The organism is Shewanella sp. GJ50-10, from assembly GCF_055808815.1.
The window spans coordinates 4,591,534-4,616,332 of record NZ_JBVVSS010000001.1 but is presented as its reverse complement, the minus strand read 5'-3'; the positions used below and the strand labels follow the sequence as shown (position 1 = coordinate 4,616,332).

Annotated in this window: 25 protein-coding genes; 10 read left to right on the top strand and 15 right to left on the bottom strand. The window is 41.4% G+C overall.

From position 1 onward, the window contains the following. Position 1: 1 nt before the first annotated feature. Positions 2-2,566, bottom strand: coding sequence for an arsenate respiratory reductase molybdopterin-containing subunit ArrA (arrA, locus tag AC0L4E_RS19560; protein ID WP_473681257.1), 2,565 nt, complete (start codon positions 2,564-2,566; stop codon positions 2-4). Positions 2,567-2,936: 370 nt separating this feature from the next. Further along, complete coding sequence (locus AC0L4E_RS19555) at positions 2,937-3,380, bottom strand: dCMP deaminase family protein (protein ID WP_220753977.1); 444 nt, start codon at positions 3,378-3,380, stop codon at positions 2,937-2,939. 207 nt (positions 3,381-3,587) lie between these two features. Here AC0L4E_RS19555 and mtnC point away from each other — a divergent pair, with 207 nt between their 5' ends. Continuing rightward, positions 3,588-4,268: an acireductone synthase gene (gene mtnC, locus AC0L4E_RS19550; protein ID WP_473681255.1), complete on the top strand. Its 681-nt coding sequence runs from the start codon at positions 3,588-3,590 to the stop codon at positions 4,266-4,268. A gap of 96 nt (positions 4,269-4,364) precedes the next feature. On the opposite strand, the gene AC0L4E_RS19545 is transcribed toward mtnC, so the two are convergent. Together AC0L4E_RS19545 and AC0L4E_RS19540 are read right to left on the bottom strand one after the other, a co-directional pair. Beyond that, entirely contained in the window at positions 4,365-5,363 is a 999-nt protein-coding gene (locus AC0L4E_RS19545; protein ID WP_473681253.1) for a Solitary outer membrane autotransporter beta-barrel domain, read from the bottom strand. Between the two features lie 2 nt (positions 5,364-5,365). Continuing rightward, on the bottom strand, positions 5,366-6,607 hold the full coding sequence (locus AC0L4E_RS19540; protein ID WP_473681251.1) for a hypothetical protein: 1,242 nt from the start codon (positions 6,605-6,607) through the stop codon (positions 5,366-5,368). Positions 6,608-6,760: 153 nt separating this feature from the next. On the opposite strand from AC0L4E_RS19540, the gene AC0L4E_RS19535 reads away from it, so the two are divergent. After that, complete coding sequence (locus AC0L4E_RS19535; RefSeq protein WP_473681249.1) at positions 6,761-7,192, top strand: acyl-CoA thioesterase; 432 nt, start codon at positions 6,761-6,763, stop codon at positions 7,190-7,192. 111 nt (positions 7,193-7,303) lie between these two features. Here AC0L4E_RS19535 and AC0L4E_RS19530 read toward each other — a convergent pair whose 3' ends face one another. The 7 genes from AC0L4E_RS19530 to AC0L4E_RS19500 form a co-directional block, all read right to left on the bottom strand. Further along, positions 7,304-7,717 (bottom strand): acyl-CoA thioesterase, encoded by a 414-nt coding sequence (locus AC0L4E_RS19530; RefSeq protein ID WP_220753972.1) that lies wholly within the window; start codon positions 7,715-7,717, stop codon positions 7,304-7,306. Positions 7,718-7,829: 112 nt separating this feature from the next. Next, positions 7,830-8,618, bottom strand: coding sequence for a lipase family protein (locus AC0L4E_RS19525; RefSeq protein WP_473681247.1), 789 nt, complete (start codon positions 8,616-8,618; stop codon positions 7,830-7,832). Between the two features lie 73 nt (positions 8,619-8,691). Next, on the bottom strand, positions 8,692-9,303 hold the full coding sequence (locus AC0L4E_RS19520) for a GyrI-like domain-containing protein (protein WP_473681245.1): 612 nt from the start codon (positions 9,301-9,303) through the stop codon (positions 8,692-8,694). Between the two features lie 178 nt (positions 9,304-9,481). Then, positions 9,482-11,275: an AMP-dependent synthetase/ligase gene (locus tag AC0L4E_RS19515; RefSeq protein ID WP_473681243.1), complete on the bottom strand. Its 1,794-nt coding sequence runs from the start codon at positions 11,273-11,275 to the stop codon at positions 9,482-9,484. A 116-nt stretch (positions 11,276-11,391) separates the two neighbouring features. Further along, the gene (locus AC0L4E_RS19510; protein ID WP_473681241.1) at positions 11,392-12,717 is read right to left on the bottom strand and encodes a hypothetical protein; all 1,326 of its coding nucleotides are present in this window, start codon (positions 12,715-12,717) and stop codon (positions 11,392-11,394) included. Further along, complete coding sequence (locus tag AC0L4E_RS19505; protein ID WP_473681239.1) at positions 12,714-13,556, bottom strand: ABC transporter ATP-binding protein; 843 nt, start codon at positions 13,554-13,556, stop codon at positions 12,714-12,716. Before AC0L4E_RS19505 ends, AC0L4E_RS19510 begins: the two co-directional genes overlap by 4 nt. An 88-nt stretch (positions 13,557-13,644) precedes the next feature. Beyond that, positions 13,645-14,019, bottom strand: coding sequence for a GntR family transcriptional regulator (locus AC0L4E_RS19500; RefSeq protein WP_285163821.1), 375 nt, complete (start codon positions 14,017-14,019; stop codon positions 13,645-13,647). Between the two features lie 92 nt (positions 14,020-14,111). Here AC0L4E_RS19500 and AC0L4E_RS19495 point away from each other — a divergent pair, with 92 nt between their 5' ends. From AC0L4E_RS19495 to AC0L4E_RS19480, 4 genes are all read left to right on the top strand, one after another. After that, the gene (locus AC0L4E_RS19495) at positions 14,112-15,653 is read left to right on the top strand and encodes an alpha/beta hydrolase (RefSeq protein ID WP_473681237.1); all 1,542 of its coding nucleotides are present in this window, start codon (positions 14,112-14,114) and stop codon (positions 15,651-15,653) included. Between the two features lie 5 nt (positions 15,654-15,658). Next, positions 15,659-16,393 (top strand): ABC transporter ATP-binding protein, encoded by a 735-nt coding sequence (locus AC0L4E_RS19490; RefSeq protein WP_473681235.1) that lies wholly within the window; start codon positions 15,659-15,661, stop codon positions 16,391-16,393. A gap of 106 nt (positions 16,394-16,499) precedes the next feature. Beyond that, the gene (locus AC0L4E_RS19485; RefSeq protein WP_473681233.1) at positions 16,500-17,648 is read left to right on the top strand and encodes an ABC transporter permease; all 1,149 of its coding nucleotides are present in this window, start codon (positions 16,500-16,502) and stop codon (positions 17,646-17,648) included. 67 nt (positions 17,649-17,715) lie between these two features. After that, a complete protein-coding gene (locus tag AC0L4E_RS19480; RefSeq protein ID WP_473681231.1) occupies positions 17,716-17,844 on the top strand; it encodes a hypothetical protein in 129 nt (42 codons plus the stop codon). A 134-nt stretch (positions 17,845-17,978) separates the two neighbouring features. Here the strand turns inward: AC0L4E_RS19480 and AC0L4E_RS19475 are convergent, their stop codons facing one another. After that, complete coding sequence (locus AC0L4E_RS19475) at positions 17,979-18,986, bottom strand: GlxA family transcriptional regulator (protein ID WP_473681229.1); 1,008 nt, start codon at positions 18,984-18,986, stop codon at positions 17,979-17,981. Positions 18,987-19,136: 150 nt separating this feature from the next. On the opposite strand from AC0L4E_RS19475, the gene AC0L4E_RS19470 reads away from it, so the two are divergent. Then, entirely contained in the window at positions 19,137-19,313 is a 177-nt protein-coding gene (locus AC0L4E_RS19470; protein WP_473681227.1) for a hypothetical protein, read from the top strand. Positions 19,314-19,554: 241 nt separating this feature from the next. Here the strand turns inward: AC0L4E_RS19470 and mog are convergent, their stop codons facing one another. Next, positions 19,555-20,088, bottom strand: coding sequence for a molybdopterin adenylyltransferase (gene mog, locus AC0L4E_RS19465; RefSeq protein ID WP_473681225.1), 534 nt, complete (start codon positions 20,086-20,088; stop codon positions 19,555-19,557). A gap of 203 nt (positions 20,089-20,291) precedes the next feature. Then, on the bottom strand, positions 20,292-20,786 hold the full coding sequence (locus AC0L4E_RS19460; RefSeq protein WP_473681223.1) for a C40 family peptidase: 495 nt from the start codon (positions 20,784-20,786) through the stop codon (positions 20,292-20,294). Positions 20,787-21,150: 364 nt separating this feature from the next. On the opposite strand from AC0L4E_RS19460, the gene AC0L4E_RS19455 reads away from it, so the two are divergent. Then, positions 21,151-22,149: a LysR family transcriptional regulator gene (locus AC0L4E_RS19455; protein ID WP_473681221.1), complete on the top strand. Its 999-nt coding sequence runs from the start codon at positions 21,151-21,153 to the stop codon at positions 22,147-22,149. A gap of 107 nt (positions 22,150-22,256) precedes the next feature. Here AC0L4E_RS19455 and AC0L4E_RS19450 read toward each other — a convergent pair whose 3' ends face one another. Next, on the bottom strand, positions 22,257-23,222 hold the full coding sequence (locus tag AC0L4E_RS19450; protein WP_473681219.1) for a LysR substrate-binding domain-containing protein: 966 nt from the start codon (positions 23,220-23,222) through the stop codon (positions 22,257-22,259). Between the two features lie 519 nt (positions 23,223-23,741). On the opposite strand from AC0L4E_RS19450, the gene AC0L4E_RS19445 reads away from it, so the two are divergent. Continuing rightward, the gene (locus AC0L4E_RS19445) at positions 23,742-24,239 is read left to right on the top strand and encodes a DUF2726 domain-containing protein (RefSeq protein WP_473681217.1); all 498 of its coding nucleotides are present in this window, start codon (positions 23,742-23,744) and stop codon (positions 24,237-24,239) included. Positions 24,240-24,323: 84 nt separating this feature from the next. Then, a complete protein-coding gene (locus tag AC0L4E_RS19440; protein ID WP_473681215.1) occupies positions 24,324-24,797 on the top strand; it encodes a nitrite reductase in 474 nt (157 codons plus the stop codon). Positions 24,798-24,799: the final 2 nt, after the last annotated feature.

Below are 24,799 nucleotides of genomic sequence, written 5' to 3'. Positions count from 1 at the left end.
CTCAGGCTTTTTTTACGTTAATGCGAATATGACCATAGTACGCTGATGCGCCACTCAATCTGTCATATCTGTCAGCGATAAGATCGTTATTTGAACCACCTCTCGCCTCCTTACCAAACTGCTTACTCGCATGGCGACCATAAACCCAATGCCCTTGACCATAACATTTCGCCACAGTGCCAGGTCTAACCCCTTCCCAAAGTGCAACAGTACAAGTTAACTCACCTACAGGGCTCGATATGACAATCTTGTCACCGGATTTAAGCCCCAGCTTTTCACCGTCGATAGGGTTGATTTTGGCAGTATCCTCATTGGCAAAATCCCCAGGATCAAGATCTTTAAATTCATGGAACCATGGTGTATTAGCTGAGCGACCTTCTTTACTTAAGCGCGCTTTTTGGTCCACCAGTAATAATGGGTATTGTTTCTCATCACCAAAACGATAAGGGTCTTCATAATGCGGTACGAAAGCGACTTTACCTCGGGCTTGGTAATCACATGCCTCCATGACCTCATCAACACTGACATGATGGTTCTTCGCATGTTTATTAAGGGCTTTCTCAAGGGTTTTACTATAAAACTCAAACTTATGGGTCTCAGTTTTAAATTTACCCCAGCGGCTTTTCAGTTCATAAGGATGACTGTTCCACACGCCTTTATCGGTAAACTCTTTCCAAGAAGTCATGTTATCGCCATATTTGGCAGCACCGTCAGTCCATAATGGCGAGGTCACGTATTTCACTAGTAGCTCACCAAAGTCTTTTTCGCTTTTAGCTGGCTGCTTAGTTTCAGGATCAAGTAACTGTTCATTGATATAGCGCCAAGGCATATCAAAGCCTTTATCAGCTAACTTTTTAGCTAATAAATATGGGATTTCTGACTCATCTTCTTTAGTGTTCCATATGCGTTCAATTGAAGGTTGCTGTACTGAAACTTGATGCACGCCATTACCAATTGAATCCAACACCCCCCACTTTTCAAACATGTGGTGATTGGCAGGCAAAATGATGTCGGCAAACCAACTAAACTCAGAAATATTGGTGGTCACGTGTGCCATAAAATCAAGCTGACTTAACGCTTCATTCCAACGCTGGCCTTCCGGTGATGAGAAATTAAAGTTATTGAAGTAAGCAAGCATCACCTTAATGTCGTAAGGATCTGCACTTAGCATGCCATTGGGTGTGTTGCTGGTAACTACACCACCACCCGGTTTACCTTTCTTAAGCGCTGGGAAAGCTAACGTACCGCGCTGGTCAATCTTAGGGTGCTTAACTCCTTTTTTAGCAACGGCGTCTAAATAAGGCTTAGAGTCAGGGAACTTCTTGTTCAATTTGATTTTATTAGCAGGGAATACTCCTCCTTTATTATCAATGCCACCGAATAAACCATTTAATGCATGGCACGATAGTGACGTGTAAGTCCCGCGGGTATGCATCACAGCCCCACGCGATGTCCACACTTGCACCGCAGGTGCAGCTTTGCCCATATCGCGAGCAATATTTATAATCGTTTCTGCTGGAATTTGCGTAATCGATGCTGCCCACTCAGGCGTGCAGTCTTTTAAGGTGATATTCCACCAATCAACTAAACCATGGGTATGTAACTCATTAAATGCTGCACTATCAACCTCTTTGCCCGCTACAAACTGATTTTTCTGGTTAGCAAAATCACCAACAAAAGGCTTATGCCATAAGCCTTCAGTTAATGCCACATGAGCAATGGCTAACGCCAATACACTGTCTTGTGACGGTTCGATTGGAATCCATTTGTGAGCCTTACTCGCTGATACCGATAAACGAGGGTCTACTACGACCACTTTTGCGCTATCCAGCGCTGCTCCCCAAGTTTTTGAGTAATAGGAAACTTGGCGATTACTCGCAATGGGGTCAGCACCAAATGAAAGAATAAATTTGGCATTTTCAACATCGTACTGGTTATAACCCCAGTTACCATCTTGGTAGTATGGTCCCATTTTATGGGCTTCTGCACATATTGAACTATGGGAAATATTATTTGGAGAACCAATCATTTGAGTAAGATGCTTGTACATCAGCTCATTAATATGTGAGTAACGGCCACGCAATAAAGCATATTTATGAGATTCATCGGCAGCTCTTAATGCTAAGATTTTATCCGCGAGCATATCTAATGCTTTATCCCAAGAAATCGGTTTAAACATAGGATCATGCTCTTTGCCTTTCTTAGGATTCGTCCGCATAAGCGGTGTTTTCACTCTATCTGGATCATAAACTTGCTGGAGACTAAGGTGCTGTCTTGGGCAACTTGCTTCACCGTGAACGTTAGAGTTAACGTTGCCTCTTAATTTAATCGCACGCCCATCCATCACATAAACTTGCTTGGCACACCAAGAAGTACAACCTTGGCACGTTGTACCTACCCACTGACCAGTGCCAGTAACTGTATCTTTATTCGGTAACTCTTGTTCAATTCCCTTCATAACAGGTTCAATTGAACTCGAACTACTACAGCCTATTCCAGATAGTGCAGCACCTGCTGCAGAGGTTTTTAACAACGCTCTTCTACCTGTATCTATTTTATTGCTCATCTCAATCCCCTTGAACACACTACATTTCACCAACCGTATATACGCTTATCTATATATATACATTTATGAATAAGTATTTAGAAGCCAAATTAAAGGGCATGAATCACAGAATATAAGTTTAACAATGGCTAATACTTCAACTGTTTTTGTGCTGATCAAATCTTAAGCAATTGAAATAAAAATGAAATATATGTTAAAAACCAAAAAGTAGAGAGAATGAACATTGGCTTGTCGAATATCCCTTTAGGAGTATTAGTTGACTATTTTAGTGCGGAATAGAATGTTGAGATAAAACGCAGATACAAAAAAACCGACTTAACGTCGGTTTAATTGCACTGAAAAATGAAAAGATAAATGATAAGTCTCAATACTATTCAAGCTCATGAACCGGAAGCCAGTTCACTTTTACTCCTGCTTGCAAAAACATATCTTGGCTGACTTTAATCTTATCGCCCCAACGTGATAAAAAATCTTCACTTTGCTCAGGACAATACACACCCGTAATACCCGTTTGAATGATTTTAGCGGCGCAGTTAGGACAAGGAAAATGGGTAACCCAAATATCACAATCGCCTAAATCTCGCTTAGCGAATAAGATGGCATTCTCTTCAGCGTGCAAGGTTTTCAGTAATTTCATTTCACGATCGTCAGTTTCTGCGCTATCAGAAATCCCATGGGGATAGCCATTAAACCCGACAGATACGATACGATTATGTTTAGTGATCACCGCGCCCACTTGCGTTGACGGATCTTTACTCCATGAACCAACAAGTTCAGCCATCTGAAAGAAACGTTTTGCCCATTTAGAAATCATAGCCTGTCACCTTTAAGTGGTTGGTTTAATTATCACTGCTGTGTCTATTCATAATACCTAAACTTAGCGGCATTGGCAGCTAATAACAGTGGAATATCATTGATTTGAGTAATCCTCACCTTTGTTGTTCAATTTGACTAGCCATCAGACCTAATAAAGCTTAGGATCTTGGTCAAGCACATTTAAGGATTGGAGTACGTAGACATTATGGGTATTAGAGCGATTATCGTAGATACAGCTGGCACCACGACTGATCTAGATTTTATTCAAGATGTACTATTCCCGTATTCAAAAAAAGCCATGGGTGATTTTCTTGATAAAAATCAACATAACCCGCTTGTTGAATACTGTATCAGCGACGTTCGCGACCTTGCACTAGAGCAAGACGCCTCAGTTGAACGCGTAACAGAAATCCTATCCCAGTGGATTGATGAAGACCGTAAAGCAACGCCACTTAAAACCCTTCAAGGTCTTATTTGGAAGCAAGGTTACGCAAGCGGTGAGTTTACCGGTCATATTTACCCTGATTTCATCGATGCGATTCCGCGCATTGAAGCAGCTAACATCCGCATTTATAGCTTCTCTTCTGGCTCAGCTGAAGCGCAAAAAATGCTATTTAGCCACAGCGATGCAGGTGACTTAACACCTAAGTTTAATGGTCATTTTGATACGCGTACGGGTAACAAATTAGATAAGCAAGCCTACTGTAATATCCTCAATACGGTAAGCTTAAGTCCGAAGCAAGTCTTGTTTGTTTCTGATGTGGTTGAAGAGCTAAAAGCCGCCGAAGCTGCTGGGCTACATACTGTGCAAATGGTGCGTTTTGATAATCAAAAAACCGCTAAGTTTACTCAAATTAACGACTTCTCTGCGCTGAAAATTGATTAATTAAATCTCATTTAGCGCCAATAAAAAACGACCTTCTAGGTCGTTTTTTATTGGGTGTTACTCAAGCTCAATTAAATATTATCGTCAAAATTTCAGTTAAATATCTTCATTAAAAAGCAGCACCACACTGCCGCCACTTAGTGCACTATCAATATTCACTATAACCCCAATACCAATATTGGTGAGCCACGACGATAATGACGGAGTTTCAACTATCCAGCCCAAACCCGTCTCGTAATAATGACTGGTGCCCATAGAATCGATGGCGTCCCCAGATAAATCGATACGTTTAAACAAAAAGCGCATTTCATTTTTATACGCCATCAACTCAGGCAAAGGATAATGATATATGAAGGTATTACTAAATCGACTCACCTTAGGAGAGCCAGACTGGAGGTCAGTGTCCGTTTTAATAATGTCACCGAAGGCATAACTAAAACGGCTCATATACTGCCACTTATTGCCCCAAAGGGTATTTTGATAATGGAATTGAATTGAAGGGTCGATCATCCATGCTCCGTAACTTGTATTAAACAAGCTTCCGTCTAGCAAATCGCGATATACGGCGACATCATCACTGTAGTCAAAGTCATTGTCGTACCACACAAAATGAGCGCCTAAACCAAATTGCAGCTGCCAATCCTGATTTAATTGATACCTCCAGCGCTGCTCAGCAAACAATAGGTAGCTTTTCTCACTCAGCTTATCGATTTGATTTTCTTGATCTGAAATCTCTAATGACTGTTTTGAATTAATGTATGAGAACTTTATAAAGTTGGCAGTTTGTAAGTTATCAGGCTCACCAACCCAATCGCTTTCCCAAGGGATAGAATAAACATTCAGTTCTTTACGACGTTGAACTGACTCTGGAGATCCTGCATCAAGACCATCAAGGTCAACTATATTATTAGGGTCAAAGTTGACCACACCAAGTGTTACCAACCCGGCATCAGACAACACAATCGCAGAAGCAATATTCCCCTTGGTAATGTCGCTTAAACTCTGCTCAATCGTCACATCAACATTTGCCGATGCTGACTTGCTCGCTAGCACAAACCCTAAAAAGAGTAATACAGCGCCATTAAGTTTATTCATTACTACCCTTTCGCTGGAAACGCTGGTGAAACACAAGCTTTTACCAAAAAGTCATAACCGTACCGACTGTCTTGTGCATCGGCTGGGGTGATTTCTAATATCTCATAGTCATTTAACTCAACCACTTTACTATCAGCTTGAGATTCACAGCGTGAAAACTGGTTACCCTCAAAATAATAAATAAAATTAGCAATCGTCATTCTCACCATCAGGCGATAACTTTCACGAATAATATCGTACCTCCGCTCAGCGACTTCATCAGCGCCAACATTTAATCGAATCGGCTCATTTTCCTGCACCTGCTTAATAGACTGTTGAACCGCATCTTCAATAACTTTTTGGGTGGTAGAGGCCATATCAGGCTCTGCATCATCAGTCGAAATCAGCGGGACTTGAACAGATTCAGAGTCGTTAATCGTGAGGCTTTCGCTATTGTTAGTTTCAACGATACTTTGGTCATTACTTTCAACGTTACTGTCATCACTACTTTCAACAGCTTTCTCTTTTTCTGAAGTTAACGAGCCAACGGTTGTGAGCTTCTGTAAACCGGCATCAATATCTTCAGTTTTACGCCCTGTTTCCGCTTCTAGTAGCTTGATCATTTTGGCTCTGGGATCACTGGTTTCAAACGTGTTTTCAATATCACTCAATAAATACAGATTAGCTAATACGACATAAGCCAATATCATCCGAAGAAATATAGTCCGTTTCCGATAATGCTCACTGTTAGTAAAGCGTATTGATTTGACCCCAAGTAAATTGAATAACGGCATCAACACAAAGTAAATTGGAATAACCGCTTGCAGCAGCATTAGCGCCACTCCGCTCACCAGTACAAACCATACTGGCATATAAAGCAGAATAACCAGATTGTGCGTATAGGTTAAATGATCGGCATCAACACCTGAGACTTCATTGACGACAGATGCTGCCCACACTAATGAAAAGTTAGCGATAATGGCGTAAAACAACAGCAAGAAAGCTTTACCCGCTAAGCTATGCCAAGTTTTAGTAAACAAAGGCCAAAACTCAATCATCATTGCAATCATGGCAATGACCCCCACCATCGTCACTCCCTCCGTGGTAAACATCAGCAGGAAGGCAATGAAGTACAGCTTTTGCGCCACAGTTAACTTAGCGATGATGGTCTTAATATAACTGAGTATCACTCTAGGCAAGGCCGATACACTCACCACAGGGCGATAAAGTAACTTCTGTAATCGTGGGTAGTTAAAAGAGTTCAATCGGCGCATTCCATAGCAAATAGTGGTTTAACATTATCAAAACATATTGCCCAATTGATAGCAAAGCATTCCATGCTTGTTGAACTAGGTTTTGCCTGTTAATCTGAATAAAAATCAAACAGGCGTTTAACTTTATTAGGGAGCAAGATTTATATGGAACAGTTTATTAAGCAGCATGCGATTATTACCGAAATTCCAGTGGCATGGGGCGAGATGGACGCGCTCAATCACGTCAATAATGTGGTGTATTTTCGCTATTTTGAAACTGCTCGAATTGATTTTTTTAGTCAGATAAACATGATGGCCGATCTTGAAAAAACCGCAATTGGGCCTGTTTTAAGTGAAACCCACGCGCGCTATAAGCGCCCTGTGACATTCCCAGATACTTTATTAGTCAGCGTCAACATCAGTGATATAAAAGAAGACCGCTTTATCATGCATTACCGTATTTTCAGTAAAGCGCAGCAAGCGGTAACCACAACAGGTACCGCCAATGTGGTGATGTTTAACTTTAAGACGGGGCAAAAAGCTAAGTTGACACCTGAGTTGCTTGAGGCGTTGAATCAACACTTAGAACAAGCATAAACATCAGATTTATGGCTAAAACTTTACAGGGTAGCCACCCAAGATGAGTTAGAAACTTTGATCTGTGCGCGAGCTTTTTATTACTAGCTCGCACTTTATCACCCATTAATCTTAAGCCGTCATATCTCCGGTTAATGCCGCCAGTTGTTCCTTCACTTCAGCAGTCATCGGTTGGCTTTTTTCGGCCTGATAATCGTAATGCACCATAGTGGTTTTAGCCTCAGCAGTTTGGCGTCCGTTTTGCCAGCAACTTTGAGCAATTTCGAAACTGCTATTGCCCACTCGGCTGATATGAGTTTTAACGAGTACATCTTGGCCGTAAAAGGTTGGCGCATTAAATGCGATATTAAACCCAGCAATGATCATGTTCCACTTTGATAAATCTTGGCCTGGATTAACAATTTCAAAAATCGGATCACGTGCCGCCTCAAACCACACAGGAATAACCGTGTTATTGATATGACCCAGTGCATCGGTTTCACAAAATCGCGGCGTTAGGGTTAGGCTAAATTGGGTTTCTGACATGCTGACCTCTTGTTATTATTGGCTTTACTGGCTATTGCTTAGTTTTGTCATTTGTTGAATAAATAACAAATCTGCCCGCAGTGTAAGTCAGCCAAGGGATGGGGTCAAAATATTAGATATCATCAAAGAAGTCTTTATTGCGAATGTATTTATGCATGTAATGAAAGGCAAACGGTGACACTATCCAGCTAAAAAAGCTCAAAACAAAACGCTTTACGGGTGAGGTATTTTCGTAAATACGTTCGTTATGTAGCCACAACATCTTGCCCACATGAAAGAATATCCCCGGCAGTGGCGGCAAAAAAGTCACCACATCAATATCGCAGCAAATACGGTAGGTACGTCGATGCAATAAATAGGCTTTTTGAAAGCTTCTGAATCCCGGTGACGGCTGACCAAAAGTAACTACCCGCTTGATGGAATTAGGATGTAAACGCTCTAACCTGTCAGCGGCTAAAATCGCCATAACGCCACCTGATGAATGACCCGTTAACGATATCCGTTTACCCGCAGCAATAAGTGGCGTTAATATCTGCTGCAGTTGAGCAAATAAACTCACATTGGCATCATAATAAGGTGGGATGGGATTGGTTTTTTGTTCCAGTAAATAGTCATAACCTGCATGAACATTGTACGTACAGTCAGCAAATTGTTTAGCTTTGGGCCAGCATTGACAGTTAAGTAGCCACTCATTGACGGTTTGTGAGCCACGAAACACCACCAGCACTTCTTTTTTGTTTTCTCGCCACAAAATACGTGCACAAACATTGCCCCAACGATTGGCAATTTCACGGTAATGTTCGGTAGAAAAACCTAATTTCTCAGGAGCAAAATCAGCACGGTAAGTCACCTTACATAACACAGCATAACGTTCGTATTGATAGCGTTTAAGTTTCTTCAAAGTGACTGATTCAGTTAGGCAAACTGAATTGAGGATATAACCCTTTTATGACACTACTGTGATGGCTTACTGTTTACATTTTATATGGCTGCCTAATGACAGTTTTCCAGTTTTCTGGGGCTGCGCGGCGAATGTCAGACAAATATATCTCGTGATGTTTACCCGATAAAGTAAACCCTGCAGACTCAATAAAGTTATGTACTTTAGCAACTGTTGGGCCTTCTTCAGAAAAGGGGCCCACATGCAGGATCTGCGCACATAAACCTTCACTGAAAGATTCAAAGCGTACCAATTCTATCCCCGCTAAATCCTTTTTCAATTTCACTTGGCTAATGGCCGCGTCAACTAATGCCTTATCAACCCAATCAGGCTGCATGATCATCATAGTCCATTGCCAGTTATGTTTATTGTCGTTGATAAAATCATCCATATCATCAGCCCACCATAAACCCTCAAGTGGGAGTACACCGTAATCAACCTCAGTGATGCCCTTTTTGATCATAAACTTGATGGTATAAGCGACTGAATATAGTGCCTCTATCGCCTCCGCATACTGTAGGCTTCCAGGCTCGCCCTTGCCGTCGACCATCAAGTAGTGCATTGGTGGCACTTCAACACTGACGACCTGTTTTTTCGACGGCAGATATAAGTGTTTCAGTTGTTTTTTAACATCGATTTTAGCCATGGTTTACTCGGGTAATTTCAAATAAGGCATGTAGAACTGATCATAATAACTATAACTGATTGCTGCTTGAATGCTTTCCTCAAAATACAGACATAAAAAAGGACACCATAAGGTGTCCTTTAAGCAATTCATTTTACGCTAGACGAGATTAATTCGCGTACTTTTATCTCGTATACCCTTATTTCGCGTACATAGCATCAATTTCGTTGACGTATTTTGAGTAAATCTTCTTACGGCGCAGTTTCATCGTAGGCGTAATTAAACCTGACTCCATCGAGAACGCTTCTGGCAACAAGGTGAACTTCTTAATTTGCTCGAAGCTGGCAAGTTCGTGCTGCATTTCTTTCAAGCGTTGCTCAAAATGCTCAACAACATGTGAATGACGAAGCAATTCAAGCGGTGACTCGTAACTAATGCCTTTTTCTTTCGCCCATGCATCTAATGATTCAAATGCTGGAACAATTAACGCAGACACATAGTTACGTGCATCAGCCACAATCGCGACTTGTTCGATGAATGGACAACAGCTCACTTTGCCCTCAACACGTTGCGGTGCAATGTACTTACCGTTTGAGGTTTTCATTAATTCTTTGATGCGGTCGGTGATGTATAAGTTACCTTCGGCATCTAACATACCCGCATCACCAGTTTTTAACCAACCATCTTCAAACGCTTCAGCGGTATCTTCAGGGCGGTTGTAGTAGCCACGCATCACCGTGTCACCACGGACTAAGATTTCATTGTTGGCACCGATTTTCACTTCCATTGCTTGAAGTGGTTTACCGTTTGAACCTGAAACGCGGTTATCTAGCGTGTTACAGGTAACGGTAGCACTGGTTTCTGTCATGCCGTAGCCACACAAAATTGGCACACCAATACTGTGGAAGAAACCACCCACATTCACGTCTAACGCGGCGCCGCCAACAGGCATAAACTTCAGGCGACCACCTAATACATTCTGTAATTTACTGAATACTAGCTTGTTGGCCAATTTCCATTGTACCGATAATGCAGTGCTGGCTTTTTTACGGCCTTGATTCACTTCAAATTGACGTGAACCGACTCCAATAGCCCAGTTAAATAGTTTTTGGCGTATTGCTGGTGCACTGTTCACTTTATCGTGAACTGCGCTATACACTTTTTCTAAGAAACGCGGCACAACACAAAGCGTGTGTGGACGCACTTCTGCAATCGCTTCTTTAACGCGGTTTGTGTCAGCAAGATAGACATTATGGCCACCACGACATAATACGTAGAAGCTCCAACCACGCTCAAATACATGACTCAGTGGTAAAAATGCTAATGACACATCGCCTGCTTTAAACGCAATTTCTGCATCGTGCTGCTCAACCATTGAGGCAATATTGCGGTAATCCAGCATCACCCCTTTAGGGTCGCCAGTGGTACCAGAGGTATAAATAAGGGTCAGTAAATCATCCAGGCTGGTTTGCGATAAGCGCAATGTAAGCTCAGCTTCACTTGCAGGCGTTGTCTCTGCAATTAACAGGTCATCAAAGTGGAAATGTTCGTCAGAAGCCAATTTAACTTGGCTATCAAACACGACAACATGCTCAACACTTGGACACTGAGCTTGAATTTTACAGGCGGTAGCATATTGGCTTTCGTCACCTGCAAAAATCACTTTGGCGCGAGCATCATTGGTAATAAATACCGCTTGCTCCATTGGGCTGGTTGGGTAAACAGGTACCACAACTGCGCGGGCTTTTAATGCACCGATATCAGCACAGCTCCATTGCGGGCTGTTTTGCGCAACGATAACGACTTTATCTTGGGCTTGTAGACCAAAATCAATTAACAGCTGTGCCACTTTATTAGTAATGGTATCAAACTGACTCCATGAAACTTTGTTCCATGGTGCTGCCATCTCAAATCCTTCGAGTGCGATGTTATCTTCTAACGCTTTACTTTGCTGTTGTAGAAGTCTGACTAAATGAAATTGTTCGAGAGACATTAATAATTACCTTTTAGCTTACAAGTGTTCCGCTTTTAGCATTCTACTTTAAGCCATACAGAAAAATAAGAGTTTTTAGTCTAAATTAGCGACAATTCACAGATTAGCGCCACATTTTACAAACTAGCAACACCATTTTTCCATAATTTGTTTCTGCTGATAACCAGTAAAACAGCCATTAACAGTAATAACCCTAAATCTCCCCAATAATATCCGAGACTTATGCCACTCTCTTCTCGCAAGGTAACAAGCGACGTTGATAACCATACAGAGCTAAAGATCACGATAAGCATTGAGAAACTCACTTGAAGCACCGAACGACTCATCGCACCAAAAGCAAGCGCTAAGCCAGATGCCCAAGTGGTAATGGCGACGACATGTAAGCCGACCATTAACGTAATTTGTGAATTAAACTGAGCTGAGAGCAAGGAAATCAGCGACATAATGACAATCACAACGGCCAATAAACGTAATTGCGAATTAAAAAACTGACCTATTAAACCCGCTTTACCACTAAAACTGGGCAGCATATAAAGGGTTTCAGCAGAGCGCCAACGCTGAACACGTGTCCAGTGAATTAAACAACTCACCATAATCATCAGTTGCGACAGCACCATTAATACGGGTATATCAGCTTCCATATAGGCAGACAGAAAAATTGCGCCAACACTTAAAATAGGAGCAGCAATTAATATCATGCCGAGCATAGGGCCAACAAAATAGCTGGCTGGATGCAGATAACGACTCAACTTAATAAACCAGCGATTCTGCCCTGCAATGGGCCCCACCATCCAGCCGGTTTCTATGCCGTTCAAATAAATAGCTCTAGCATCGTCATTCCAGCTTAAGCGTATTAATTGTCTATCAATTAAAAAACCGACTAACACAGGAAGAAGCACTAAATAACTCACAACTGCTTCAGGTAGATACACGATCACTTCGGGTGCCAGAGGGATAAATACAAACACAAATACCGATAAGTTAAATCGCTGTGGCTTGATTAAACACGCATAAATGAATCCCATACCAATACTGTAAAACAGCATTAGTGTTGCCAAAGACTCCTGCCCTGATAGCGTAAATAGCAAAAGACAAATCAAGGTCATTCCCGTAAAAACACTAACGGCTTGAATCATTACTTGCTTACGATAATGTGGAATAAGCGCGGCATGCTCACTAGCAGTCAATTTAATAAACTGCCAAGCAACTGAAGCAGAGACAGATAAAATACACATTCCCAAGGTAAGATTAATCACTTCAACTTTCTCAGGCTTAGTCAGTAACGTCAGTACGGCAAGCCCTAACCCAAGTAAAGCCACCAGTAAGAAGCTCAAACTGCCAAAATCGCGGATCCATATCGAGTAAAAACCTTTATATGGATTACGAAATGCACCTTTACCCAGCTTAGCTTGTGAGTTGGTCATGGGATGTCGACTATTCATCGGTGTAATTCCATGAATAGTTGCTCTAAATTGAGCGTGGTTTTGTTTAATGTGCCTGTTATTTCAACTTGATCAGCATTGTCCACCAGCACTTGTTGTTGATTTCGATTCAATACCCTTACACCATCAGGTAAGGTTTGGTTTTCAGCAAGCTGTACTAACGTCACTTCTTCACGTAGTGCATCAATTTCTTTAAATAGCACGAGTTCACCTTGCTTTATTAAGGCCACATGACTGGCAACACGCTCTAAATCTGAAGTAATGTGTGAAGAAAACAACACAGCAGAACCTGACTCCAAGGCAAGCTCAAACAAGTCCCCCATAAACTGACGACGAACGATAGGATCTAAACTGGCAACGGGTTCATCAAGGATAAGTAGTTGCGGGCGGTAGGCCATGGCCATGATAAGTGCTAAGGATTGGCGTTGACCCACTGATAATTTTTGCACTTGTTGGTTAGCTTCAAGCCCAAAGCGATTTAACCAATCTAACTCGAGCGACTTATCCCATTCAGGGTAAAAGCTGCTGTGCAGTTCAAGCGCACTAGCAATGGTAAAACCCTCATAGCCAAAAGGTTGCTGCGGCACATAACCAATTTTAGACTTTGCCTCGATAGACAGTTCAGCAGCTTGCTCACCTAAAGCCGTAATTTCGCCCGCATCAATATTCAGTATGCCAAGGGCTGTGCGCATTAAGGTAGATTTCCCCGCACCGTTTTGACCCAATAAACCCACGACCATCCCAGCCGAGAGGCTAAAGCTCAGTTGCTTTAATACTGCCTTGTCATCAAATCGTTTATCGACTTGCTTAAACTCAAGAATTACTTCAGAGCTGTCCATTAACTTATTCCTTGTTATCTTGGCCGAAATATCTGTTTTTATAGGGTGTTATTCAATACTTCGGACTCATCACGATTAACATTACTGATCACTTGTCCCACTGCTGACTTAGCAAAGCTTGTAAGTCTTCTAGGTTGATACCTAGTTGCTTAGCTTGGCTAATTAAATCATTGGTTTGCGGTGCTAATAATTGCAAACTTGAAGTAGTTGGCGCATCTTGCTTGTTGGCAACTCGGGTCGGTTGACCACGACGACGCTCAAGCCAGCCTTGTTCTACTAATTGTTGAATAGCACGTGAAACTGTCATTGGATTCACGGCTAAATGTTCGGCCAGTTGTCTCACTGATGGCAACACTTGATCCACTTGCAGTTGACCACCCACGATTAATCGCACGATTTGCTCATGCAATTGTCGATATATGGGTTCACCACTACTGGGGTTGACTTTTATTAGTTCTAGCATTAGCCTTTACTTACTGTATTAATACATTGATACACCGATACACTAATGTTAAGTTACCACAATCATCCTGAAATGCAAAAAGGAAAGATGTTATGAACATCGGGAAAGTTATGTTGCAAGGAACGTTTAATAAAGACGGCAAGCCAAAAAGACAGCTGCGCCAGTCTAGATTGATCAGCGCAATTCAAGTTGGTTTACTGTCAATGATGAGCCTAACCGCCACGGCAGAAGAAACTGAAACTAATTCGGCTCCACTCTCTGCTTGTTATGTCGATGGCTTATCAGAGCAGGTGCAATGTGGCTCGCTAATGGTGGCTGAAAACCCAGCCAAACCAGAAGGCAAACAAATTACCATTCATTACGCAGTACTGCCTGCGATTAAGCCGAGCTTTAAAACTCAAGCCATGCTGGCCATTGCTGGCGGCCCTGGTCAGTCAGCCATTGAAAATGCAGCTGGATTTGACCGAATGCTCGCTAAAGTACGTCAAGACCGCGACATTCTTCTTATTGATCAACGCGGCACAGGCCAATCAAACATACTCGCTTGTGAAGACGACAACTTATCGGCGCTGTCATTTAATGATGACGACATGGATTACGTCGCAGATACTCAAAAGTGTCTCAATGAGATTGATGCTGACGTGACTCAATACGGCAGCTTAACTGCCCTGACTGATTTTGAAGCCGTGCGTCAGCATTTAGGTTATAACAAATTACACCTTTATGGCGTGTCTTATGGCACACGTATGGCGCAACTTTATATGCGTGAATACCCACAAGCTCTTGCAACTGTCACCTTAGATGGTGTGGTGCCAATGCAGCAAAGTGTCATCGCCATTGGTAGCGCCATTGACCGAGGTTATGACTTACTGTTTAGAGATTGTCAGCAAAACAGTGGCTGCCAGCAGCAGTTCCCCACGTTAGAGCAAGACTTTAATCAAGTGGATAGCGCATTAGCTGACGCTGCGATTATCACTCAAACTCGCGATCCACAAACCGATGAAGTGGCCAGTTTCACATTAACGCGTGGCAAGTTTAACGGTGCAATCCGTATGGCGTTATATATGCCAAACATTCGCGCCTTAATTCCTCATGCCATCCACCAAGCATCTATAGGTAACTACCAACCAGTATTAGGCATTTATGCATTAACTGCCGACAGCACAGGTATTGCGATGGGCATGCACGCTTCGGTTGTTTGCGGCGAAGACATGCATCGTATTACTGAGGATATTCGTCAGCAGTCTAAAGGCTCTTACATGGGCAGCACCATGATTGAAGGCTTAGAGGGAACCTGTAGCGTCTGGAATATGCCACAAGTTGATAGCAGCTTTAGCGACGCCATCGACAGTGACATTCCAACCTTATTACTGTCAGGCGACCTCGATCCTGCGACCCCACCAAGCTGGGGAGATATGGCCACTGAAAAGCTGAGCAATGCAAAACACTTTACCTCTAAATTTGCCACTCATGGCGTGGCTTACCAAAGCTGTGGTAACGAGTTAATTGCCGATTTAGTCAAAAGTGGTTCGCTAGACAAAGTTGATGGTGAATGTTTAGAAAAAGATGTGAGCCGAAGCTTTTACTTAAATGCCAATACAGTTGAAGTCATCCCAACTGCAACTGAGGAATAATAATCATGATTACTGTAACGAATCTTTCTAAAAAAATTGGTGACGTACAAGCGCTTGATAACCTCAGTTTTAGCGCCCACGACGGACACATTACTGGTTTACTCGGGCCTAATGGTGCGGGTAAAACCACCTGTCTTCGCACGGTATTTGGTTTGTTGGCAGCGGATGAAGGTCATGCTGAAATTGATGGCATTGATGTCGCTAAAGAGCCTACTAAAGCCAAAGCGCAATTAGGCTTATTCCCTGACCCGTTTGGCTTGTACGAACGTTTATCACCAAGAGAGTACATCAGCTACTTTGCTGAGCTCAGTGGTATGTCGCGAAATGACGCCAAACAAGCCACTCAAAATGTGATTAATCAGCTCAAGCTAGAAGATATTGCCGACCGTCGCTGTAAAGGGTTCTCCCAAGGACAGCGAATGAAAACCGCGTTGGCGCAAGCCATTGTGCACCAGCCAACCAATATCATTTTGGATGAACCCACTCGTGGTTTGGATGTAATGAGCACACGTTTACTGCGTGACATTTTGTTATCACTCAAAGCTGCTGGTCATTGTGTGCTGTTTTCAAGCCACGTCATGCAAGAAGTTGCCGCATTATGCGACCAAGTAATTGTCATGGCTGACGGTAAAGTGGTTGCTACAGGTAGTCCTGAAGAGCTTTGCCAGCAGACTGGTAAAGAGTCACTTGAAGATGCATTTATCGAATTAATTGGTACTGACGAAGGGATCGCAGCCTAATGAACAAGCAAGTTATTTTAGCAGCTATGGTTTCGATACCATTGCCATGCCTATTGAACAATATGTCGACTCAAGTGTTAATGACTGACGAAGGGATTTCAGCATCATGAAAACTATCCTAGCAATGGTTCGTAAAGAACTTATCGACGCCATGCGTGATAAACGCTCTGTGATGGCAGGTCTGTATTACGCCATCGGTACGCCGTTATTAATGTGCGGCATGTTTATGGTACTGATTGGTCAGCTTTCAAGCCCTGAAGATTTAAGTATCAAAATCACCAACGGCGACAATGCCCCCGATTTAGTGCGATTTTTAAATAATCGCGGCATTAACGCCTCTACAGATGAAGGCGTTGCAGCAAAAGATGTCAAAGACATCGAGCTTATAATCAGTGATGAATATGCAGCGCAAATGGCAAAAGCTAAACCGGCTGAAATTACGCTGATTGCTGATAACTCAAATGAGAAGCTGCAACAGTCTATTCGCCGTGTAGAGCAACAACTACAAGCCTACAGTGGTGAAATGGGCAGTTTGCGCTTAATCGCCCGTGGCATTAACCCTGTAGTCGTGCAACCGATTAAGGTGATAGTTGAAGACCAAGCAACGCCAGATTCAAAAGGCGGCTTTATCTTAGGCATTGCCATTTTCACTATGATTTATTCAGTGTTTATCTCAGGCATGAACTTAGCCATTGATACCAGTGCCGGTGAACGTGAACGCAACTCGCTTGCACTGTTACTTAGCCATCCAATCAGCACCAGACAGTTAGTGTTAGGTAAGATTATTGCAGTCACCTGCTTTGCTTTACTGGGCTTACTGCTGATTTTACTGGTGTCTAAGTTCGCTTATACCTTTGTGCCGTGGCAAGAACTTGGTTTTAGCGTGAATATTTCACCTGACTTTATGGGCCTCATGTTATTTATCGGTATTCCGTTAGCAATAATGGCGGCAACCTTACAGCTTTTTGTGTCCTTCATGGCGAAAAGCTTTAAAGAAGCTCAGTCCTACTTAACCATGGTGTTATTTGTGCCATTGGCTTTATCAATGGCTGCCAGCTACAACATTGCACCAGATGTATTGGAATGGTTGCCTGTATCAGGTCAGCAACAGGCACTAATGGCCTTTATTAAAGGTCGTGAAATTCCAATGCTGCAGCTATTGGTGTCTTCAGGTGCCACATTAGTCTTGTCAGTTGCACTGGCATTAGGGCTAGAAAAGCTACTTAAGAGTGAAAAAGTGGTATTTGGTTTATAAGCCAATACCCAATCGCTGGCAACGATGAGTTGCCAGCAATCATAAATCCGCAAACAAGGAGTCTGTTATGGAACAAGAATATGCCATTGTGGCGCTAGTTGTTGTGATTACCCTTGGCACCACTGCCAGTGAAATTTTCAAGCACTATATAAAGTCAAAAAAATCGGTTTGTCAGGTCATCAATCTGATGAAATAAAATTATTACGCCAGCAAAATAATGAACTCAAGCAGCGCGTGGCAACACTTGAAAAAATTGTCACCCAGCCAGAGTATGAGTTAAAGCAGCAAATTAACTCACTTTAATTGGTGCTCAAAGCCCAGAAAGTTACGCTAGCAGCATGTATGAGTATTAAATTTTTGTCGGTAAGCTCGCGGGCTTAGACTGGTGAGTTGAATGAATAGTTTTCTAAACGAACTCGCATCTTCATAACCGACCCGCTCTACAATTTGCTCAATTGCCAGCCCTGTTGTTTCTAGTAACCTTTTGGCCTCATCGACCCGCAGACGCTGCATATAACTTGCTGGAGTTTCATTAACCGCTTTTTTAAAGCGTCGAATTAAGGTTCGTTTGCCCACAGCAAACTTGTCGGCAATATCATCTAACAACCAATGCTGACTCAAGTCAGCTTGCATCCACTGTTGCACCTTTTGAATCAACTCGTCTTGATGTTGCTCCGGGTTAATTGCCATTGTCATAAAGGGTTGCTGAGAACTACGATTGGGGTCGATCAGCAATATCTTCGCCATCTGCTGCGCCATTTGCTCACCAGCTAGAATCGAAATCAGATGTAATGCCAAGCTTAAATTTGATGTAGTCGCGCCAGCTGTATGTATATGACCATCAGACACGACTAACGAATCCATACATAACTGCACATCTTTAAAGTTTCGCTCAAACATCTCACTGAGCCACCACACGGTTGTCGCACGCCTTTGGTTCAGTAAGCCAGATGCAGCAAGTAATAATGTTGCCGAGCAATAGGCGGCAACCGGCTTTTCGGCTGCAGAAAAGCGCGATAGGGGTTCGACTAAAGGTTCAAAGTCAGTTAGAAAGGCTTGGAACTCTTCTCGATTGGTCACAAATGCCGATGCTAAAATAACCGCATCAGCTGCCAAGATATCATCAGGATGCTCAAGCCCTATTGCTGGCACTTCAAAACCTTGATTAGTTTTTACATTTTCGCCATCACTGGAAATCACATGACAATGAAATAAGTCTTCTGTCACCTCCGGATTCATGCGGCGCCAATAGGTATTACAAAAACTAAATACATCTAAAAAGCTAACCAAGCCGCTCGCCACCACGTTACCCGCAGCCAGAATATAAATCGTTTTCATCATTCCTCCACACTCTCACACAAGCAAACACACTCACAACCTATAAATGTCACTTTTGACATCATTACTGTCAATAATGACACTTACAGTGAGTTTGTCCAGTTTTTATACTAATGATTAGTTGATTCATTAGCAGTAAGGAAACACACCATGAAAAAAGTCAGCCAACATATTATTAGCTTGAGTTATCTTCTAGTCAGTTGGGGGTTATTGCTGTCACTCAACTTCAGCACAGCACCCAATGTGTTTGCGCATCTCATTGCCATCCCATTTTTAGTCATATTTACTGGCTACAGTGCGCATTTGATCTTTAGAAAAGGACTGTAGTCATTACCTATAAATCCTCAGTTATGCCTAAAATATGCAACTAGCGATAATAGAGAAAACCACAATAGATAAGCTCACAGTGTTCATTTCAACCATGTGGATTATGATTGATAAATGGCGGGCTAAGCGCTGAGGAATACAGAGGAATTTAGCTTCAACGAATGATTTGAAGTGTAGCTATAGGGTGAAGCAAGAAGCATTTCACCCTAGGATATACAAATATTAGATTACTTTTATTAGGTTATTTTGCTTTCGGTCTAAACGGCTTAATCACTGATTCATCACATTCTAAAAATGGACCATCCATCAAGTCGATACAGTAAGGGATCGCTGGGAATACCGCGTCTAAACATTCACGGATTGATTTAGGCTTACCAGGTAAGTTAACAATCAGTGAGTCGCCACGTAAGCCTGCTGTTTGGCGAGACAAAATAGCTGTCGGGACAAACTTTAACGATTCGGCGCGCATTAACTCACCAAAGCCTGGCATCATGCGATCGCACACTGCTTCTGTCGCTTCAGGTGTCACGTCACGCTTAGCAGGACCAGTACCACCAGTCGTGACAATCAAGCTACAGTTTTGCACATCTGCCATATCAATTAACGTAGCTTCAATATCTGCTGTTTCATCAGGAATAACCTTATAAACAGGTTCCCAATCTGACGTTAAGTATTCATTTAGTACATCAATAATGGCTTTACCTGAAATATCTTCGTAGATACCTGCACTTGCGCGGTCACTTACCGTAACAATACCGATTTTAGCTTTGGTCATGACAAAATCCTTAAACTTGGGCATTTAATTGCTGTACGTCTAAATAAAAAATTTAGACTTTAGATGCGGCTAAAATACCACAATTTTAATCATTAGGCGGAGAGATTGATCAAGAGTTAACAACACAGCCCAGCAGATCTGACGCATAGATAACTTCTAAAGTGAGGATAAAGCTAAAACTTTAGTCAGGGATAAAATTGGCACTATAAACGACTCGCGAACCAATAACGGGGTTTCCAATAGACGTTATCCATACTAGAAATCATTACCCCTTTTTTAGTCGACACATGCAAAAAACGATGGCCGGATAAATAGACCCCCACATGGCGGCCACTACCTGTGGTTTTAAAAAACACTAAATCACCACTTTGTAGATCACTTTTGGCAATACGGGTGCCCAAGCTGGTTTGCCCCTGCACCGTTCGTGGAATACTTGGGCCAACAAGATCTTGATAAGCAACATACACTAATCCAGAGCAATCTATGCCTTTTTTGGATAATCCGCCTAAACGATATGGCGTACCTTGCCATTGCTGATGAAACTGCAGTAACTGCACCTCATTCCACAGTGTACTATCAGCCTTAACGGGGATAGTCCCTTGGCTACCACCATGGGCCTGTGAGCTATTTGTATCAGGTTGGCTCGCACATGCTGATAAAAAAAGGCCAATACACATTACCAGACTCAATCTGAGCATGCTTTATTTCCACCTAGCTAATGGTTAAAAACTAGCATAAACCCATGCTAGAACAAGAACTACCAGTGTAATGCGGTTTTGCTTGAAATTCAGTGCTAAAGATCGACCATTTGCCAAACGTGATCCATTTAACAACCGAACAAAAAACTACCAGTTTTTTATACTTTATTGTCACCAATGGTACACAAATCAATAAATTGCACCTCATTTGTATTTATTATCTAGCTGAATAATATAGTATTTAGGTCATACAATAGTGCAAAATACCTCTAAAGAGGTAATTTGTGAGTTGAACACGGTTTAGACACTAATTGTTATGATAAGTTCCCAAAATCGGAATAACTCAAGCACTTGGTAAAAATGAATGCAAAAGCAACTATCAAGATTAGATTATTTTACTCTTAAGGTCCTTATTGGCCTCTTTGAGTTTAAAAATGGCAGTGTGGTAGCTGAAAAGCTCAACAGCACTCAGCCAAAGGTCAGTCGCGCACTTAGTACCATGCGTGAAGTGATCCATGATGAGTTATTTATCAGGCAGCAATATGGCTTACAGCCTAATGCGATGGCCGAACGTCTTTACCCTCTCGCAAAAAATATTGTGTCAGCCTATGAGCAAATGGCTGACGTGGCTAACACAAAGCCAGAGCATCATCGTATGTTGCATATTGGTGCCCCAGAACAAATGTCGACCTTCATCTTAAAGTCGATTGAAGAAGCCAGTGAGATCCTCGGAATAAGCCACACAGTTGATATTCACCCTTGGGTTGAAAATGTGGAGCAAATGATTGTACAAGGCAAACTGGACTACTCCATTTCTTCTCGTGAGTTTCAACACGAAAGTGTCGTCAATAATAAGCTAGGCGATGTTGAATTTTGGTTTTTGGTGGTACGTAAAGATCACCCCATTCTTCAAGGTGAAATCACCCTAGAGGCGATTCTTAGTAATAAGCTAGCCTTCATTCATAATGGGCCGACTTCAGAGCTCAATGAACTCGTTAGTCGCTGTTGCGAAGACGTCGATATTAAAGCGGATATCAGCTTAATTACGTCAAGCTTGTTAATGGCTTTCGAGCGAGTCGTTCACTCTGATGATGTCTGCTGGGCACCATCAGTATTCCCGTTCGAATTAAGTAAACACCGTGACGATATTGAGTTAGTTGATATGACCGCATTCTATAAAGAACACTTTAAGAATAGTGATAATTTACGTCACCCTGGCCATTTCTTGCAATTTCACGAAACTCACCAAAATGAATTTACCTCTCTGTTATCCAGTATCATGCAAGATAATTTGAAGGCATATCAAAATTTATATAAAAACCTCAGCGTTAATGAATTAACTAAAACTGGCAATATTAAATAATAGAATTAGCTATTTCAGTTTTTATTTATTTTTATATATAAATTAAACCCAAATAAAAAAGCCACTCGTAATTGAGTGGCTTTTTTATTTATAAATAACCAGTAAGTTTAATGCAAGGCAGAGTGAACTAATCCTTGAATTCTTTCTGATAACCACTGGAAGTTAGCTTCATGATTATTCTTGTTATAAACCATATATAGTGTTGGTGCTTTGACTTCCATAAATAATCTTTCTGATTCAACTTCTGCTAGTCGGCAAGCATGCAAGCCTGGCGTCGTATTGATCATGTTATATATAGAGCTATAAGGCAGTAACGCAACGGCGTTAGTTTGTCTTAGGTATTCGAATAAGCTAGAAACACCATTTAAATCCATTTCTGTATTGAGTGATATCTGTTTACGGTAGCAATACTCTTGAAACGCACTCATTTTCTGTTCCGCATCACCGACATTACTATTAACGTATGGATATTTAGCAATTGACTCTAAGGTAATTTCTTCTTTTAGAATTGGGTGTTTATCATCACAAATCAAGAAAAGTTTATTCAATTTCATCAAAGGTAATATAGCAAGGTTATCATCAATTTTTTCTAATTTATCTAACGCTTTACTGCAGCATATTCCAATATCAATATCACCAGACACAATACTATCAAGAGAAGACTTATTCCAAGCAGAGATATTAAAATTGACATCTTTACCTGCATCTCTAATAGATGTTAATAGCATCTTAGGAAAAGGAAATGACACTAAATCAGGAGCGACAATTTCAAAGTTATGAACATTATCAGCAATAGCCTCACCATGCAGCAGCTGCAGGCTATTAGAGCATTCCAAGATCTGCTTAGCAATGGGATAAACCTTGCCTGCGAACTCGTTAGGTACTAGGCCATACTTCTTACGTATAAACAGCTCATTGCCAAAAATTTCACGAGCATGTTTAAGGCAACGGCTTATCTTGGGCGCTGGTACGTTCAATTTATTAGATACATATGTCGCGGATTTGTTTTCATAGAGATTCACTAGAATATTAATGCTTAATAAATCTAGGTCACTATAGCTAATATCTCTCATCTAAATACCTCCCAATGATAAGTTCAATTTCATAATACCCAATTTACATTTAATTTTGTTATTTTATTTTAATTGTTTTATGAAAATGTTTACCACGTCACTTATCCGGTTATACAGAAAATGAATAATAAATATTTGAAACCTGCAATACTAAAAAATATAGCACCTTTTATTAATAAAAACCTATAAATATAGAAATAAAAATGTCATAAAAGTCCCTCAAGCCTTGCTGGGACCGTTTTTCTTTAATTCAGAACAATAATAAAAAGAAACCTACTAAAGATAATTACATTAATTAAAATACCCCATTCAAATATTCAAAAATTGAAATTCGAAATATAACTTTTAAAATTTGTAAAATACAAATAATAATAAACAACCTCGAACCAGAGTTTTAAATACAAAAATAACCATCCAAATATTTAATTGATTTAAATCAATGTTTGCAATCCCACTCAGGGAAATACTGAATGTGCTTTAAAAATAAATTTAATAATCAATGAAAGTTTGGAGGCGTTTATGAACACATCAGTCATATTAAGCTATGCTTTTGTCTACTTTGTATTGTTCCTGGTTGTCCCTTTTGTTTTAGTGACATTTACTATGACCTGCATAAAGTTTTTCAAAACAAGCCATGTAGAGAATGTGGGAGTTAATATTAAATTAAACCCAGATAAAATTGCTAATAAGCCAGTCGGTATTTTCAATAAACTAAATACAATAGTTAAAGGGAAATACAACATCTTATACGGCACAACAATGGACACCATCGTTGATATCGAGAATACAGACCGACCTGAATTTGCCCATCAGCATTTACAGCACTGTCACCTTGATTATGTGGTTGTCGATGATAAGTCATCAGTGAAACTGGTCATTACTGACCCTCAGCACAACACGCCTGAGAATAATGAGTTTATCGACCACTCATTAGCAGAAGTCGGCATCAAAGTGATTCACCTTGCGAGTAACCAACAATGTGATGAAACCCTAATCCGTAACTCTCTCGCTGCATAACTCTATCGAGTGCTGAAGAACCTCTTCAGCACTCCAATCCTTAACAAGACTCAACTGTATCACTGAATTATGTGAGGGCTCATTATGTCCAAAATTTCAAAAATTACCCTTCCCCTGCTGACCTCCATTTTGATGGTGGTACTTAGCTTTACTGCTCCCATAGCTAAGGCCGACACTCCTGAGCTAAAAATGAATCAAAATCGTCAGTGCATCATGTGCCATAAGAAAAACGGCAATATGTATGGCGTACATGCCAACGATGCTTTAGGCCAAACCTGCCAGGACTGTCATGGTGAAAAAGGTAAGCATCCTCGCGGCGAGTCAGAACTCATTGGTTTTGGCGAAAGCTCACCAGCTACAGCAGAACAACAAACAGCAGCTTGTATGGCGTGTCACGGTCAAGAAGAACTTGCCGAAGCTGATTGGACCCACAATGTCCACTCAGACAAAGTGAACTGCGCAGACTGTCATCAGCTCCATCCAGAAGTCGATCCAATTATTGGCCAAACAGAGAGTGTTCGCATCAAGTCATGCGTTAGCTGTCATGAAAGCAAATAATT